This is a genomic window from uncultured Senegalimassilia sp. (assembly GCF_934636665.1).
Classification (GTDB): Bacteria; Actinomycetota; Coriobacteriia; order Coriobacteriales; family Eggerthellaceae; genus Senegalimassilia.
Genome location: NZ_CAKUAT010000004.1, coordinates 132,919 through 148,513, shown reverse-complemented (window position 1 = coordinate 148,513; position 15,595 = coordinate 132,919). Strand labels below are relative to the sequence as shown.

The following is a 15,595-nucleotide window of genomic DNA, read 5'->3' as shown; positions in this document are numbered from 1 at the left end:
GCGTCTTTAGGCGCGCGCCGGCCTTCCATGGGTTATACCCTAAGAGCAAACCACCCGCTATGCGGGTGGTCCTGATTTCGTGCATTGTACTTTCGGGCCCCTAGGGACGGTTCTGGCTTGCGGTGCTGTCGTACAATGTGCACGACACATCATGCCCACGGGAGCAGATTCCCAAAAGGAGACATATTGGATTCCAAATCATCTGAGAAACGATTCGCGCTCATCATCGATGCGGATAACGTTTCTGCGAAGTACATCAAACCGATCACCGACGAGCTATCGAAATACGGCACAATCACCTATAAGCGTATTTATGGCGACTGGACGAGCACGTTGCATGCGAAATGGAAAGATGCTCTACTTGAGAACTCGATCACGCCCATTCAGCAATTTAGCTACACCACGGGCAAAAACGCTACCGATTCTGCCATGATCATCGACGCTATGGACATCATGTATACCGGATCGGTAGAGGGGTTTTGCATCGTTTCGAGCGATAGCGATTTCACGCGTCTTGCAAGCCGCATCCGCGAAAGCGGCCTGACCGTCATCGGCATGGGGGAGAAGAAGACGCCCGTTCCGTTTCGCAAGGCGTGCGATATCTTCACCACGCTTGAGCTGCTTGTGGGCGAAGGCGGCAAAGCGTCCCGGCGCGGGCATCGGGGCCAGGCAGCTTCGGCTGCGGGGCAGGGTAGCGGCCCGAGCGTCGAGCAGGTCGAGCGCGCCGTCGCCGATATCGTAACGGACAACCAGAATAACGGTAAGGCTACGGGCCTTGGTGAGGTCGGCAGCCGTCTTCTCAAACGCTATCCCGACTTTGATGTGCGCAGCTACGGTACCAACCAGCTTACGAAGCTGCTCGGTGAGTTCTCTAGCGTCCAGGTCACCAAGGATGGCAATAGCGTGATGGTGGAGCTGACGGAAAGCTCCACGGCATCCGTTGGCGGCCAATCTGTCGACGACGGGCGAACGGGATCGGCGGTTCCCGCTGATTCCGAAAGCCGACCCGACGACAACGCCGTCGATTCGCAGGATGGCGCGTCCGAAACGCAAGAAGGCGATAAGCCGCGTCGGTCTCGCAGGTCTCGATCCCGCAGGTCCCGCTCGAAAGCCGGCAGCGCTGACGACCGGATGCAAGCCCTCGGCGGCGAATCGGATAAAGCCGAGCCTGTATCGACCGATGGGATCGAGGTCGAAGAGGCTGTCTCGTCTGAGGAGGCAGGAGCGAAAGGGCGCGGCCAGCGCGACCGGACAGATGACGCGTCCCGTGATGGGGCGGTGTCTGTTGATGCAGCTGCCGTTGAAGCCCCCGATGGGGCGCAGCCTGCGGCCGTATCGGCTGACTCCTCCGAAGACGACCGCGTGCCCGCCTCCGACGAAGCATCTGCCGCACAAGAGGATGGGGAAGGGGTCGCGCTTCAACCCGAGGCTCGGGGCTCCAAATCGGCTCGCAAGCGTCGTAAGCCTTCGCGTGCTCAACGGCCGGAGCAGGCACAGGGGCAGACGCCCGAGCAGCTCATCTTCGATGCCGTGCGCGACGCGGGTGTCGACGGGGTCGGCGTTGCGGACCTGTCCAAGCTTGTGCGAAGCGCATTCAAGTCGTTTAAGGTTCGCGACCACGGGTTCGCTCAAATGAGGCAGTACATCGCATCTTTAGCCGATATCAAGGTTGAGAAGCGCGGCATTGACTATTTCGCCGTGCTGGAAGAATAGGCTTTCGTTTTCCGTGATGCGTCGCATTATTCGGCGCATTACGTGTTTCTATCCGGTTAAATCCGCCGTTTAGGGCGATAACCCGCTGATCGACCCTCGCGCAAGCCCGTGGTTTTGCTATGATTGCTAGGCGCAAAATCGCGCAGATGGGCGTGCGGGCGTGGCGGAATTGGCAGACGCGCCAGATTTAGGTTCTGGTGGGCAACCCCCGTGAAGGTTCAAGTCCTTTCGCCCGCACCATTTGAGGGGAGCATGCACGCATGCATGCTCCCCTCAGCTGCTTTATGCTGAAGCTTGCATTCTCTTTTGCGGGGAAGCAGGCGGGAAGGAACGGTTGAAATGGAAACTTTGAAGGCGATCGGGCGGAAGTGGAACGACATCAGCCTGATCAAGCGCATTCTGGTCGGCCTGGTCATCGGTGCCGTGCTGGGTGTGTTTTGGCCGGGTAACGACGTGCTCGAGATGTTCGGGACGCTGTTCGTCTCCGCGCTGAAAGGCGTGGCCCCCATCCTGGTGTTCTTCTTGGTCATCAGCGCGCTCGCCAATGCGAAGGGCGCCGGTGCCATGAAGGTGGTCGTGATCTTGTATCTGGCTGCTACGTTCATCGCGGCGTTCGTCGCCGTTTTGATGAGCTCCCTGTTCCCTGTGGAGCTTACCTTGGCCGCCGCACAGGATACCTCTGCGGCTCCTTCCGATATCGGATCGGTGTTCACCAAGCTTCTGCTGTCCATCGCATCCAATCCCGTTGATGCCCTGACCAATGCCAACTACCTTGGCATTCTTGCTTGGGCCGTGCTCCTCGGTATCGCTCTGCGTCATGCCAAAGACGGCGTGAAGGACGTTTTCGCCGCTATCTCCGATGCGGTTTCCCAGGTTGTGCGTTGGATCATCTCCCTGGCTCCGTTCGGCATCCTGGGCTTGGTGTACACCTCGGTCAGCACCAACGGTCTTGAGATCTTCACCGAGTACGGTCAGCTTCTGTTGGTGCTCCTCGCCGCCATGGCCGTGGTTGCTTTCGTGACCAACCCGCTTTTGGCGTTCGCGTGCTTCCGCAAGAACCCCTATCCGCTGGTGTGGCGTTGCACGAAGGATTCCGGCGTCACGGCATTCTTCACCCGCAGCTCCGCAGCTAACATCCCCGTGAACATGGAGCTGTGCAAGAAGCTGGGCCTGAACAAGGACAATTACTCCGTGTCCATTCCCTTGGGCGCCACCATCAACATGGGCGGCGCTGCCGTCACCATCTCCCTTATGGCGATGATGGCTGCGCATACCATGGGCATCCAGGTCGGCTTCGGCACCGCGGTCATCCTTGGCGCGCTTTCCGCCGTATCCGCTTGTGGCGCTTCCGGCGTTGCCGGTGGCAGCCTGCTGCTCATCCCGCTGGCCTGCAGCCTGTTCGGCATCGGCAACGATATCGCCATGCAGGTCGTCGGCATCGGCTTTGTGATCGGCGTTATCCAGGACTCCGTGGAGACGGCCATCAACTCCTCCACCGACGTGCTGTTCGCGGCTTCCGCCGAGTACATGCAGTGGCGTCGCGAGGGTCGCGATTTCAAGCCCGGTGCAGATGCATAAGGTTGAAACTGCAATCTGAGATCAAGCATCCTGGCATATTCCGAAGGGGCGCGTTTGCGCCCCTTCTTTGCGATTGGAGACGGTTTGCCGTTTGGATGCGCCTTGCGTGAAGAGCTTGAAGCTCGGAGCGGCCTTATACGGGTTTTGCGGTCTTGCGGGCAACTGGCCGTCTTGACGGATGCTGCGAACCTTCAAGGTCCGAAACGTTCGCGAAAGCGTGGGACCAAGCAGATCCATGTTCGGACGGGGGTGTCCTCGACGTTCGTTTTGCTGGGTCGGTTTACGATGCGGGACAACGAAAAAGGGCGCCTGGGCGCCCTTTGGTCGTCTATGGAAGAAGAGGTTGCGTGCTATCCCACGAACCTGCCCAGCAAAAAGCCGATGATGACGCATGCAGCTGCGAAGCAGGCCGAAAGCCCCACAAGTCGGGTGTCATGATGCTTGTCGCGGTTGCGCTCCTCCTGTTCCTTGCGCTTTGCGGGGAAGTAGGAGTATCCGTCGGTGGTGATGGCTACCACGGTGCCTCGGCGATCGTCCGGGCGCTTGGCAAGCGCGCCTCGCTCGATAAGCTCGCGCTGCAGATCGTCGTCGGGGCGCAACGGGAATGCGCAGCGATAGACCAGCTCGCCGTCAACGGTACAGGTTGCGCGTTCGTAATCAAGCAAGCGGCCAAGTTCCCGCTCTTGCAGGATGTTCAATTCGATGGAAGCCATGATGATTTCCTCTGGTGCGTTGAGTGTGCGTTTTCAGACATAGTTATGATACCCTGAACAGGTTCGTTTTGGTAGGCAAATGTGGCAAGCGGCGCGGTGCTTTTCGCGCGTCCCATTGCGCGCCGCTCCTTGCGTTTCCGTGGTTCGTTCGTGAACGCGGGACCTCAGCTTTATCGAACGGGTGGAATGTGCCATAATAACAGGTCGGTGCGCTATAGCACCTATGAGCAAGTAACGATGGAGGATAGCTACGTGGAAACTAAAGTTGAGGCTCTTGAGGGCAACCGCGCGAAGGTGACCATCACCCTCGATGCCAAGGACGTCGACGCCCGTATCAAGAATACGTATAAGGAATTCGCTAACAAGTACAACTTCCCTGGGTTCCGCAAGGGCAAGGCCCCGCGTCCCATTATCGATAACGCGCTGGGCAAGGACGCCGTCCGCGCCTCCGTCGCCGACGAAGTGGTGAACGGCCTTTCCCCCATCGCCATCGACGAAAAGGGCCTGTTCCCGATCAGCAAGCCTGAGTTCGCTGAGGAGCCCGGCCTGGTCGAGGACGGCAAGGAGTACTCCTACACCTTCACCATCGAGTGCAAGCCCGAGGTCGAGCTGGACAGCTACGAGCCCGTCGAGATCGAGCTTCCCGGCGAAGAGGCCACCGATGAGGAGATCGAGGATCAGATCGAGCACTTCCGCGAGCATTACTTCACGTTCAAGGATGCTCCGGCCAACACCAAAGTCAAGGTCGACTCCGAGCTGACCATCGCCATGAAGTCCACCGACGACAAGGGCGAGGCCATTGAGAGCCTGTCCACCGAGGAGCGCCCCTACACCATGGGTGCCGGTCTTCTGCCCGAGGAGTTCGAGGAGAAGCTGGTGGGCCTGAAGAAGGGCCAGACCGCAGAGTTCGATCTGGACATGCCGGCCAACCCGCCCGTTCTGCTGCGCGCGCTCAAGGACAAGACCGAGAAGATCCACTTCGACGTCGAGGTCAAGGCCGTCCGCAAGAAGATCCTCCCCGAGGTCACCGACGAGTGGGTCAAGGAGACCCTGGGCTTCGAGAACGTCGAGGAGCTGCGCACGCGCCTGGCCGAGAGCCTGACCGCTCAGAAGAAGTCCATGCTGCCGGGCCTGAAGGAGCGCGCTTGCCTGAATAAGCTCATCGAGCGCATGGATGTCGAGGTTCCCGCTGCCATGGCCGAGGCCGCCGAGGCTAGCCTTTTGCAGGAGCTGTTCCAGCAGCTGCAGGCTTCCGGCATGTCCTTCGACGCCTATCTGCAGCAGATGGGCCTGAAGGCCGAGAACTTCAAGGACGACATCAAGCTGCAGGCCGCTGACAACGTCAAGCAGGACCTGGCTCTGGATGCTTGGGCCCGTCATTTCGACATGCAGGTCTCCGATGCGGACGTCACCATGGAGTTCGTGAAGTCCGGCGTCGAGGATCCGGCTGCCCTGGAAGAGGATTGGCGCAAGAACGGCCAGCTGCACATGGTGCGCGAGGGCGTGCTGCGCACGAAGGCCGTCACGGACTTGATGGACAAGGCGGTTGTCACCGAGGTTCAGCCGAAGGCTGCCGATGAGAAGCCGGCCAAGAAGGCCGCTAAGAAGGCTGCCAAGGCCGACGACGCCGAATAGCACAAGCTGTCAGCCATTTTCAGCCCGCCCAGGAGGTGCGCGCGTGATCGTGCGCATGCCTGGGCGGGCTGTGGTTACTCCATGAATGCGTCATAGCGCTTGCGCGCGCGGCCATGTTGCCGCACTATAGCTATCAAACCTTTTGGCCGCTGCGGCGGCTTTTCAAGAGAAGCGAGGCTTACATGAGTTTCAACCCCCATTCTGCTCTGATCCCCTACGTTGTGGAGCAGTCGCCGCGTGGCGAGCGCAGCTACGATATCTATTCCCGCCTGCTCAACGAGCGCATCATCTTCTTGGGCGAGCAGATCGACGACCAGGTGGCCAACTCCGTGGTCGCGCAGCTGCTTCATCTGGAGTCGGCCGATCCTGAAAAGGACATCAGCCTCTACATCAACTCCCCGGGCGGTAGCGTGACCGCTGGTCTGGGCATCCTTGATACCATGAACTTCATCAAGTGCGACGTTTCCACCATCTGCTTGGGCGAGTGCGCGTCGATGGCTGCCGTGCTGCTGTCCAACGGCGCGAAGGGCAAGCGTCTGTGCCTGCCCAATTCCATGGTGCTCATCCATCAGCCTTCCGGCGGTGCTCAGGGTCAGCAGACCGAGATCGCTATCGTGGCAGACTTCATGCTGAAAACCCGCCAGCGCCTGAACAAGATCCTGGCCGATAACACCGGTCAGTCTCTGGACACCATCCAGCGCGACACCGAACGCGACAATTACATGACCGCCGAGCAGGCTCTCGAGTACGGCCTTGTCGACCGTATCGTCACGTCCCGTGCGGCGATGGCCAAATCTGAATAGGAACGATAATCTCGATGAACGATAGACACGACGATCAATACGCGGGCAAGGACCCTAAGGACATCGTGTGCGCATTTTGCGGCAAGCATCCGCATCAGGTTGCGGCCATGATCTCGGGCCCCAACGGCATCTACATCTGCGATGAGTGCATCTCCGTATGCGCCGACGCCATGATGCGCGACCTGGGTTTGCAGGTTCCCGCCATGGGCGAGGCCGGCAACGACAGGGTTGTAGAGGCCCATATGGAGCAAGCCGCGGCGCCTAGCCCCGAGCTCGTGCTCTCGCAGCTTCCTACGCCTCATGAGCTGTATGCCGAGCTGTCCGAGCATGTGGTGGGGCAGGAGGCCGCTAAGCGTGCCTTGTCCGTTGCGGTGTATAACCATTACAAGCGCATCAGCCTTGGCGAGCAGGCCAAGGAAGGCGATGTCGAGCTCGCGAAATCGAACATCATGCTGCTCGGGCCTACGGGCTCCGGCAAAACGCTGCTGGCCCAAACGCTCGCCCGTACGCTGCAGGTTCCGTTCGCCATCGCGGATGCGACCACGCTCACCGAGGCCGGCTATGTCGGCGAGGATGTCGAGAACATCCTGCTCAAGCTCATCACGGCCGCCGATTTCAACATCGAGCGAGCCGAGATCGGCATCATCTACATCGACGAGATCGACAAGGTGGCCCGTAAGGCCGAGAACCTTTCCATCACGCGCGATGTGTCCGGCGAAGGCGTTCAGCAGGCGCTGCTCAAGATCGTCGAGGGCACCGAGGCATCCGTGCCGCCGCAGGGCGGTCGCAAGCATCCTCAGCAGGAGCTTATCCATATCGACACGACCAACATCCTGTTTATTCTGGGTGGTGCGTTCGTCGGCTTGGCGGATATCATCGCCGAGCGCGTCGGCAAGTCGGGCTTGGGCTTCAATGCCGATATGCCCGAGTCGAAAAAGCACGCCGATGCCGCGTTGCTGGCGCAGGTTCTGCCCGAGGACCTGAACAAGTTCGGCATGATTCCCGAATTCGTCGGCCGCATCCCGGTCGTCACCAGCTTGTCCGAGCTTTCCGAGGACGATCTGGTGCGTATCCTGACCGAGCCTAAGAACGCGTTGGTCAAGCAGTACAAGCGCATGTTCGAATTTGAGGAATCCGAGCTGACGTTTACCGACGAGTCCCTTCGCGCCATCGCACGCGAGGCTTTGGAGCATGGCACGGGTGCGCGCGGCCTGCGCAGCATCTGCGAGCGCGTGCTGCAAAACGTTATGTATGACCTGCCGGAGCACGAAGGTGCTTCGACGGTGGTGGTTCGCGCCACCGATATCACGGGGGAGACCACCCCGGTGATCGCTTCTATTCCCGAGCAACCGGAGATGAGCGTCTAACATGGAAGAAATGCCGAAAACCTACGATACCGCCGCCGTTGAGCAGCGCATGCTGGACAAGTGGCTTGAGGGCGACTACTACCGTCGCAGCGCCGGCGTCGGTGATTGCACGGTGACCATCCCGCCGCCGAACGTCACGGGCAAGCTGCATATGGGCCACGCTATGGATGACACCATCCAGGACACCTTCGTGCGCTTCAACCGCATGCGCGGCCGCTCCACGCGCTGGATCCTGGGAACGGACCACGCTGGCATCGCCACGCAGACCAAGGTGGACAAGAAGCTTGCCGCCGAGGGCATCTCGCGTCGCGAGATCGGCCGCGAGAAGTTCATCGATGCGTGCTGGGACTGGACCAATGAGTACGGCGGATTCATCGTTGAGCAGGTCAAACGCATGGGCTGCTCCGTTGATTTCTCCGATCCGCACTTCACCATGGACGATGATTACGCCAAGGGCGTGCGCAAGGTGTTCTGCGATTGGTATCACGACGATCTGATTTACCGCGGCAAGCGCATCGTGAACTGGTGCCCGCATTGCACCACGGCCATCGCCGATGATGAGGCCGAGTACAAAGAGGAAGACGGCCACCTGTGGCATCTGCGCTACCCGCTGGTCGAGCCTATCGACGGCCAGGAATACATCGTGGTCGCAACCACCCGTCCGGAAACCATGCTGGGCGACACGGGCGTTGCCGTATCCCCGAAAGACCACGACAAAGATAAGTTCGTGGGCGCGAAGGTCATGCTGCCCATCATGGATCGCGAGATTCCCATTTTCTCCGATTTTTACGTCGATGCGGGTTTCGGCTCCGGTTTCGTGAAGGTCACTCCCGCCCATGATCCCAACGACTTCGCCATGGGCGAGCGCCACGGCTTGGAGAAGATCAACATCTTCGACGAGACGGCGCACGTCGTGGAAGGCTATGGCCAGTTCACCGGCATGAGCCGCGAGGAATGCCGCGAGGCCGTGGTGGCGTGGTTCGAGGAGCATGGCCTGCTCGATCACGTTGAGGACCATCATCACTCGGTCATGCATTGCTATCGTTGCGACTCTGCATTGGAGCCGTGGCTGTCCGAGCAGTGGTTCGTTGCCGTCGACAAGCTGAAGGGGCCGGCCACCGAGGCCGTCACCTCCGGCAACATCAAGTTCCATCCCGAGCGCTGGACGCAGTCCTACCTTACCTGGATGGAAAACCTTAAGGACTGGTGCATCTCCCGCCAGCTGTGGTGGGGCCATCGTATCCCCGTGTTCTACTGCGAGGATTGCGGTTGGGAAGATGCACTCATGGAGGACGTCGATGTGTGTCCGAAGTGCGGCGGCCATCACGTGCGCCAGGACGAGGACGTTCTGGACACCTGGTTCTCCAGCCAGCTGTGGACCTTCGCCACGCAGGGTTGGCCCGATAACGTGGAGCTTCTGAAGGGGCATCATCCCACGGCCGCGCTGTTCACCGCCCGCGACATCATCGCGCTGTGGGTTGCGCGCATGATCATGGCCTCTACGTACTTCCTGGATGAGATTCCGTTCCATGACGTGGTCATATACGCCACCATCTTGGCCAAGGACGGCACCCGCATGTCCAAGTCCAAGGGCAACGGCGTCAACCCCATGGACCTTATTGAAAAGTACGGCGCCGACGCCATGCGCTTCAACCTGCTCACGCTGGTCACCAACAACCAGGACGTTCGCTTCGACGCCAACATCGATAAGAAGACCCGCGAGCTTATCGACAGCCCGCGTACCGAGCAGGCTCGCTCGTTCGTCACGAAGATCTGGAACGCCAGCCGTTTCGTGCTCGGCAACCTGGAGGGCTTCACTCCTGGCGAGCCCGTGGCCCGCACCCAAGCTGATGCGTGGATCTTCAGCCGCTTGGCCCGCCTGTCCAAGGCTGTCACCGAGGGGCTGTCCGCGTATCAGTTCGGCGAGGTTGCGCGCGAACTGCACAACTTCTTCTGGAACGAGTTTTGCGACTGGTATATCGAGTTCTCCAAGGCCAGCCTGCGCGCTGAGGGCGAGGAGCGCCTGCAGACGCAGCGCAACCTGGTGTTCGTGCTGGACAATGCGCTTCGCTTGCTGCACCCGGCCATGCCGTTCGTGACCGAGGCTATCTGGGAGCACCTCCCCAAGGCCGAGGGCGAGAAGCCGGCGCTTATGGTCGCGGATTGGCCCGAGCCTGAGACGCTTGCGTCTTGGATCAATCCCGACGCCGAGCGCGCGGTCGGCATGCTGTGCGGCGTCGTTGGCGCCGTGCGCTCCACGCGTGCTCGCTACGGCATCAGCCCCAAGCAGGAGCTTGCGGTTGTGGTGAACGCTCAGCCCGAGAACGTATCCGTGCTCGAGGAGCTTTCCTCGCAAATCTCCGTTATGGCTCGTGTGTCCGAGTTCACGGTTGCCGCTGGCGCGCCTAAGCCGGCCGAGAGCGCGGCTGTGGTGGTCGAGGGTGCCGAGGTGTACAGCGTGCTCACCGGCATGGTTGATTTCGATGCCGAGCGCACCCGTCTTGCCAAGGAGCAGAAGAAGCTGGCCGGCGATGCCGCCAAGTTCTCCAAGAAGCTGTCCAATCCGGGCTTCTTGGCAAAGGCTGCCCCTGAGATCGTGGAGAAGGACCGCGCCAAGCTTGCCGAGATCGAAGATCAGCTGGCCCGCGTAGAGGCTCAGCTGGCCGAACTTGGTTAGTTGTGAAGGAATTCGCAGCTAGCGGACCAAAAAACTTGCACGATAAGGGCAATGGCGGTATACTGTCCAATCGTGTCTTGTGACAAGTAAAGGTTTTACTGAACATATAAGAAGGAACAGGCAATGGATATCATTCGCGCAATCGAGCAGCAGCAGATCAAGTCCGATCTCCCCGAATTCCACGTTGGCGACAACGTCAAGGTTCACTATCGCATCACCGAGGGTAACCGTGAGCGTATCCAGGTGTTCCAGGGCGACGTGATCCGTCGTCACGGTCATGGCGTTCGCGAGACGTTCACCGTCCGTAAGATCAGTTTCTCCATCGGTGTAGAGCGTACCTTCCCGGTGCATTCCCCGAAGATCGACAAGATTGAGGTCACCCGTAAGGGCGATGTCCGTCGCGCCAAGCTGTACTACCTCCGCGACAAGGTGGGCAAGGCCGCCAAGATCAAGGAGAAGTCCTTCCGCTAAGCCGACATTCGGCATTTGCGACTTCAAGAACCCCTCATCCGATTGGAGGAGGGGTTCTTTTTCATTCGAGAACGCGCGCTCTTTGCTCGCTATTGGATTCAGCTTTATTGGTTGAAACGGGAAAGCTCCGAGAGGTTATCGTTTCAGCCTTTGTTTGGCGCCTGTGCTGGTTCGAGCGAGGTCGGATGGCTTGTTGAAGCAATCGCCTGCAGAAGCGTTAAGTACTTGCGCTGGAGGCAAATCGAGCGTTTTCGAATGCGATTTCGAGATAGGCCGTTTCTATACCAGGGGCGCTGGCGGTCATGCGTTCATGAACCCCATACAGGAGAGGAAACCATGGGTCCAACGGTTGCTGAGATCAAATCGAAGCTGCAAGCTGCTGATGCAGCTGAGTTCGCCGTTCTTGAGCGGTCGTTGGTCGCGGATACACGCAAGGGGGTTCGTGCGGCTGTCGAATCGGCTCGAAGGCGACTTGCCGCTGAGGCTCTGGAAGCTGCGCGCTTGGAGGGGATGTATGACTTCCAAAACGATATCGCCCAGGGAGGCTTGGTGGTCGGTCTTGATGAGGTTGGCCGTGGTCCGTTGGCGGGTCCGTTGGCGGTCGGCGCCGTGGTGCTGCCGGACCAGCCGCGCATCCCGGGACTCAATGATTCCAAGCAGGTCAAACCTGAATCGCGCGAGGCCATTGCGCGTCGCATCAAAGAGGTTGCGCTTGCTTGGACCGTGCAATACGTTTCGCCTGAGGATATCGATGCCAACGGGATGGCGGCATCCTTGTTGCGTGCGTTTCGAGCTGCTCTTGCGGAAGTGGAGTCGGCTGGTGTGAAACCCGATACGGTGCTGCTCGATGGCAATCCGTTGCATATGGACTCGCGAGAGGTGAGCGTGGTGAAAGGCGACGGGAAATGCGCTTCCATCGCTGCGGCATCCATTGTGGCGAAGGTCGAGCGTGATGCGCTTATGTGCGAGTATGCCCGGCAGTATCCCGAGTATGATTTCTCGTCCAACAAAGGCTATGCGAGCGTCGCGCATATCCAAGCCATCAAGGACCATGGGCTTTGCCCGATTCATCGAGCGTCCTTTTGCCACGCGTTCACGCAGGAAAGCCTGTTTTAATCGCAGCGCTTGCAGAGTTCACGGATATTGCTAAGCGATCCAGCGACAGCGACCGCTCGCAGGCGATCGTGCGGCGTTGAGCGTCTATAAGGAATCGCGGCGGTGAATGCCCATAAAAGATCGACCGCCGGCGATCGTCCAGCCTGGCTTGTGCGAATAAGGAGGCACCGTTCCTTTCCCATCGGCTTTAGGAAGGGAACGGGGCCTCCTGGTCTTCCTCTATCGGTTCATAGCAGCTAGGGAGCATGGGGTGAGTTTGAGGGATGCCCGCGAATCCCTTCCTGTGCGAGTTTGGGCCTCGTTGGCATTTGCTTGGTCATGCATGCTTCGATGGAGCTGCTGCTCGGACCTGTTCGAACGCTGAGCGTTCTTTTTGACGGTCGGCGTGCTTTGTTCTATCCGCAAGCCTTTGGCGAAGGTGGGCCTTTGCATACATGCCACCTGATTTGGTGTGAATTGATGCAGCTTGCGAAGGCTTATCGTTCCTGGCTTCGTAAGCTTGCGCGGTGTTATCTGCAAGGTTCGCACAAGGGTTGCGTAAGATGACGTCGTTAAGGTGGGCCATAGCGAGGAAAGGAGCACGCTATGGCCGAACCGCGGCATGAAGAGCAACAAGACGAACAAGGCGCAAACCAGGCTTCCAAAGACACCGAGAGCGCTGCTAATCAGCCCAATTTGCATAACAAGCGTCTGGGTCGTTTGGGGGAGGACGTTGCGGCGCGTTACCTAGTGTCGCGCGGTTACGAAATCATCGCGCGTAACTGGACGTGCCAGGCTGGTGAGGCCGATATCATCGCGCGTGATGACGATATCTTGGTGTTCGCCGAGGTGAAGACGCGATCAAGTACCGAGAAAGGCTTTCCCAGCGAAGCCGTCGACGGCAAAAAGCGCGGGAAGTACCTTAAAATCGCCGAGCTGTTCACAAGCAGATACGAGGTGCAAGACCTGCAGGTACGCTTCGATGTCATGTCGCTGGTCGTTACCGACAACGCGCACGCCACCATCCGTCATTACATCAACGCCTTCGGGGCTGAGTCGTTATGAGCGCGTCGTGCGTAGTGCATGCTGCAACGTTGCGCGGCGTACGGGCGGTTCCCGTTGAGGTCGAAGTGTGCGTGAGCAACGGGATGCCGGGCTTTTCGGTCGTTGGAATGGCCGATGCTTCGGTGCAGGAATCGAGGGAGCGCGTTCGAGCCGCATTGCGAGCTTGCGGCTTCAGCATGCCAAGCAGCAAAGTGGTGGTAAACCTTGCACCAAGTGCCTTGCGCAAAACCGGGTCGGGATTCGACCTTCCCATAGCCGTGGGCCTTCTGTGCGCAACGGGGCAAGTGAATCCCGCCGTGCTCGACGGCGTGCTGTTCGCAGGGGAGCTTTCCTTGGAAGGAACCGTGCGGCCGATCGCTGGCTTGCTGGCCTACGCCTTGTGCGCCCAGCAACAGGACCTTGCCCTTGTCAGCGCGGCTGAGAACGGGGCGGGGCGGATAGAGGGCATAAGGCGGCGCGTCATTGAATCGCTTGGGCAGCTGCGTCGTGGGGACTTCGCTGAACTTGGGGGCGCATTGGCGCCTGAAAAGCCCCAAGAACTTGATTTTCGCGACATCGCGGGTCATGACATGGCCAAGCGCGCATTTCAGATAGCGGCGGCCGGCGGCCATGGTCTGCTTATGATGGGCCCTCCGGGTTCCGGCAAGACCATGCTGGCATCGCGCCTGCCCTCGATTTTGGCCCCTTTGTCGCGCTCGGAGGCCCTTGAGGCGGCGGTCATCCATTCCGTTGCCGGTCGGGATGCCGCGCCGCTGCTGGCGGGGATCAGGCCGTTTCATGCGCCTCATCATTGCGCGACTCTGGCGGGTTTGGTGGGTGGGGGCTCGCCTCCGCGACCAGGCGCCATTTCGTTGGCACATAACGGGGTGCTGTTCTTGGACGAGCTGCCCGAGTTCGCGCCTTCGGTGCTGCAAGGTATCCGTCAGCCCATGGAGGCCGGTGAAGTGGTGGTCACGCGAGCTGATGGAAGCGTTCGTTTTCCTGCGCGATTCATGCTGGTGGCGGCTGCCAACCCGTGTCCCTGCGGCTTTTTCGGCGACTCCGAGCGCACGTGCACCTGCTCGCAGCGCCAGGTGCATCAATATCAAGGACGCGTGGGCGGGCCGCTCATGGATCGCATCGACGTCCATATCGATGTCGCACGCATCCCGCCGGGTCAGGTGCTTTCGACGGGGCACGGAACATCGTCGGCGAAGCTTCGCGAAGGCGTGCTTGCGGCTCGAGAATACGCATCGTGGCGCCGCAGCACCACGGGCTTGGATGAGCGCGCGCGTCAAGCCGAGGTGTTGGTCGAATCGTGCGCGATGAGCGAAGTTGATCGCGACTTTCTGGAGAAGTTGGCCGCATCTGGATCGATGAGCGGGCGCGCCATCATGCGCACGTTGGCGCTGGCGAGAACCATCGCCGATATGGAGCAGGTGCCCAAGGTGGGTCGAGATCACCTATGCGAAGCGGTGGGATTCCGGTTGCGCGAAGGAGGCGCATGATGACGATCGGGCGGTCGGAGGGGCAAGGCATGCGGCTAGCAGGTATGAGGACGGTGTTGCTGCCCGACGACCCAAGGTTTCCCGCTGCTTTACGCGTTATCCCGCGACCGCCGAAGCGGTTGTACGTGCTGGGCGATCCCGAGGCGCTTACGGAAGGCCTTGCCGTGGTGGGCGCGCGCAAGGCCACGCCTTACGGCATCGGCGCGGCGAAGCGCTTCGCGCGGCTTGCTGCGCAGCGGGGCATTGCGGTGATATCCGGCGGCGCACGGGGCTGCGACGCTGCCGCGCACGAGGCTGCGCTGTCCGAAGGCGCGCCTACGGTGGCGTTTTTAGGCGGCGGCTGCGATATCCCGTACCCTCGGGAGCATGCGGGCCTGTTCGAGCGGATTGCGCTTTCCGGTGGGGCGGTGGTTTCCGAGCACGCTTGGGATACACCTGCCCTGCCTCAACAGTTCCGCACGCGCAACCGGCTTATCGCCGGACTTGCGCGGGCGACGCTTATCGTGGAGGCCGGTTTGCCTTCAGGGACTTTCTCCACCGCTGACGAGGCGCTTGCGGCAGGTCGTGACGTGCTGGTGGTGCCCGGCGCCATCAACTCGGCTTCCTCGAAGGGGGCGAACCGCCTGCTCGTGCAGGGCGCGGCTCCAGTGGTCGACGATGAGTCGTTTTCCGATGTGCTGTTCAGCGTGTTCGGCTGCTTGAAGATGCAAGATGCTGATAAGTTGAGCGGGAAAGGGGGTGAAGCAGGGTCGGCCGGCTCGAGGGGCGCCCGCGGCGCAAGCCGCGTGGCTGCGGACCCGATTACGGCTGCGCTGCAGGCGGAGCCGTTGGGTATGGAGCAACTCTTCGAACTGGCGTGCCAGCACTGCGGCAAGCGGGATGCGCGCGCCTGGCTGATGGAGCGGTTGGCGGTAGGCGAGCAAGCAGGTTCATTTGCGCGTTATCCTGATGGGCGTTGGGGGCCACGGGTCTAGCGTCTGGTATGCTATGG

12 protein-coding genes and 1 tRNA gene are annotated in these 15,595 nt (G+C 60.3%); 12 read left to right on the top strand and 1 reads right to left on the bottom strand.

Going from position 1 to position 15,595, the window contains the following annotated elements:
• Positions 1–186 precede the first annotated feature (186 nt).
• The 3 genes from Q0G75_RS02710 to sstT all read left to right on the top strand — a co-directional run bounded on the left by Q0G75_RS02710 (position 187) and on the right by sstT (position 3,291).
• Positions 187–1,713 (top strand): NYN domain-containing protein, encoded by a 1,527-nt coding sequence (locus Q0G75_RS02710; protein WP_294414771.1) that lies wholly within the window; start codon positions 187–189, stop codon positions 1,711–1,713.
• 154 nt (positions 1,714–1,867) lie between these two features.
• A tRNA-Leu gene (locus Q0G75_RS02705) sits at positions 1,868–1,953 on the top strand.
• 99 nt (positions 1,954–2,052) lie between these two features.
• Entirely contained in the window at positions 2,053–3,291 is a 1,239-nt protein-coding gene (gene sstT, locus Q0G75_RS02700) for a serine/threonine transporter SstT (protein ID WP_294414770.1), read from the top strand.
• Between the two features lie 350 nt (positions 3,292–3,641).
• Here the strand turns inward: sstT and Q0G75_RS02695 are convergent, their stop codons facing one another.
• On the bottom strand, positions 3,642–4,004 hold the full coding sequence (locus Q0G75_RS02695) for a hypothetical protein (RefSeq protein ID WP_114620725.1): 363 nt from the start codon (positions 4,002–4,004) through the stop codon (positions 3,642–3,644).
• Positions 4,005–4,256: 252 nt separating this feature from the next.
• Here Q0G75_RS02695 and tig point away from each other — a divergent pair, with 252 nt between their 5' ends.
• From tig to dprA, 9 genes are all read left to right on the top strand, one after another.
• A complete protein-coding gene (tig, locus tag Q0G75_RS02690) occupies positions 4,257–5,639 on the top strand; it encodes a trigger factor (protein ID WP_294414769.1) in 1,383 nt (460 codons plus the stop codon).
• Between the two features lie 182 nt (positions 5,640–5,821).
• The gene (locus Q0G75_RS02685; protein WP_042433952.1) at positions 5,822–6,442 is read left to right on the top strand and encodes an ATP-dependent Clp protease proteolytic subunit; all 621 of its coding nucleotides are present in this window, start codon (positions 5,822–5,824) and stop codon (positions 6,440–6,442) included.
• 14 nt (positions 6,443–6,456) lie between these two features.
• Positions 6,457–7,809: an ATP-dependent Clp protease ATP-binding subunit ClpX gene (clpX, locus tag Q0G75_RS02680; RefSeq protein ID WP_294414768.1), complete on the top strand. Its 1,353-nt coding sequence runs from the start codon at positions 6,457–6,459 to the stop codon at positions 7,807–7,809.
• A gap of 1 nt (position 7,810) precedes the next feature.
• Positions 7,811–10,486, top strand: coding sequence for a valine--tRNA ligase (locus tag Q0G75_RS02675; RefSeq protein ID WP_294414767.1), 2,676 nt, complete (start codon positions 7,811–7,813; stop codon positions 10,484–10,486).
• A 123-nt stretch (positions 10,487–10,609) separates the two neighbouring features.
• Positions 10,610–10,957 carry a 50S ribosomal protein L19 gene (gene rplS, locus Q0G75_RS02670; protein ID WP_042433961.1) on the top strand — a complete coding sequence of 116 codons (348 nt, stop codon included), beginning with the start codon at positions 10,610–10,612 and terminating at the stop codon, positions 10,955–10,957.
• A 336-nt stretch (positions 10,958–11,293) separates the two neighbouring features.
• Positions 11,294–12,073, top strand: coding sequence for a ribonuclease HII (locus Q0G75_RS02665; protein WP_294414766.1), 780 nt, complete (start codon positions 11,294–11,296; stop codon positions 12,071–12,073).
• A gap of 585 nt (positions 12,074–12,658) precedes the next feature.
• Positions 12,659–13,117, top strand: a complete 459-nt coding sequence (locus Q0G75_RS02660; protein WP_294414765.1) for a YraN family protein — start codon at positions 12,659–12,661, stop codon at positions 13,115–13,117.
• A complete protein-coding gene (locus tag Q0G75_RS02655) occupies positions 13,114–14,604 on the top strand; it encodes a YifB family Mg chelatase-like AAA ATPase (protein WP_294414764.1) in 1,491 nt (496 codons plus the stop codon). The genes Q0G75_RS02660 and Q0G75_RS02655 overlap by 4 nt, the downstream gene beginning before the upstream one ends.
• Positions 14,601–15,578 (top strand): DNA-processing protein DprA, encoded by a 978-nt coding sequence (dprA, locus tag Q0G75_RS02650; protein WP_294414763.1) that lies wholly within the window; start codon positions 14,601–14,603, stop codon positions 15,576–15,578. The genes Q0G75_RS02655 and dprA overlap by 4 nt, the downstream gene beginning before the upstream one ends.
• The last annotated feature ends 17 nt before the right edge of the window (positions 15,579–15,595 follow it).

What these genes read in the sequence shown, in the direction of transcription:
- Q0G75_RS02665 (WP_294414766.1), top strand. Translation starts at nt 11,294, where the DNA reads ATGGGTCCAACGGTTGCTGAGATCAAATCGAAGCTGCAAGCTGCTGAT.
- sstT (WP_294414770.1), top strand. Translation starts at nt 2,053, where the DNA reads ATGGAAACTTTGAAGGCGATCGGGCGGAAGTGGAACGACATCAGCCTG.
- clpX (WP_294414768.1), top strand. Translation starts at nt 6,457, where the DNA reads ATGAACGATAGACACGACGATCAATACGCGGGCAAGGACCCTAAGGAC.
- Q0G75_RS02685 (WP_042433952.1), top strand. Translation starts at nt 5,822, where the DNA reads ATGAGTTTCAACCCCCATTCTGCTCTGATCCCCTACGTTGTGGAGCAG.
- Q0G75_RS02695 (WP_114620725.1), bottom strand. Translation starts at nt 4,004, where the DNA reads ATGGCTTCCATCGAATTGAACATCCTGCAAGAGCGGGAACTTGGCCGC.
- rplS (WP_042433961.1), top strand. Translation starts at nt 10,610, where the DNA reads ATGGATATCATTCGCGCAATCGAGCAGCAGCAGATCAAGTCCGATCTC.
- Q0G75_RS02660 (WP_294414765.1), top strand. Translation starts at nt 12,659, where the DNA reads ATGGCCGAACCGCGGCATGAAGAGCAACAAGACGAACAAGGCGCAAAC.
- Q0G75_RS02675 (WP_294414767.1), top strand. Translation starts at nt 7,811, where the DNA reads ATGGAAGAAATGCCGAAAACCTACGATACCGCCGCCGTTGAGCAGCGC.
- Q0G75_RS02655 (WP_294414764.1), top strand. Translation starts at nt 13,114, where the DNA reads ATGAGCGCGTCGTGCGTAGTGCATGCTGCAACGTTGCGCGGCGTACGG.
- dprA (WP_294414763.1), top strand. Translation starts at nt 14,601, where the DNA reads ATGATGACGATCGGGCGGTCGGAGGGGCAAGGCATGCGGCTAGCAGGT.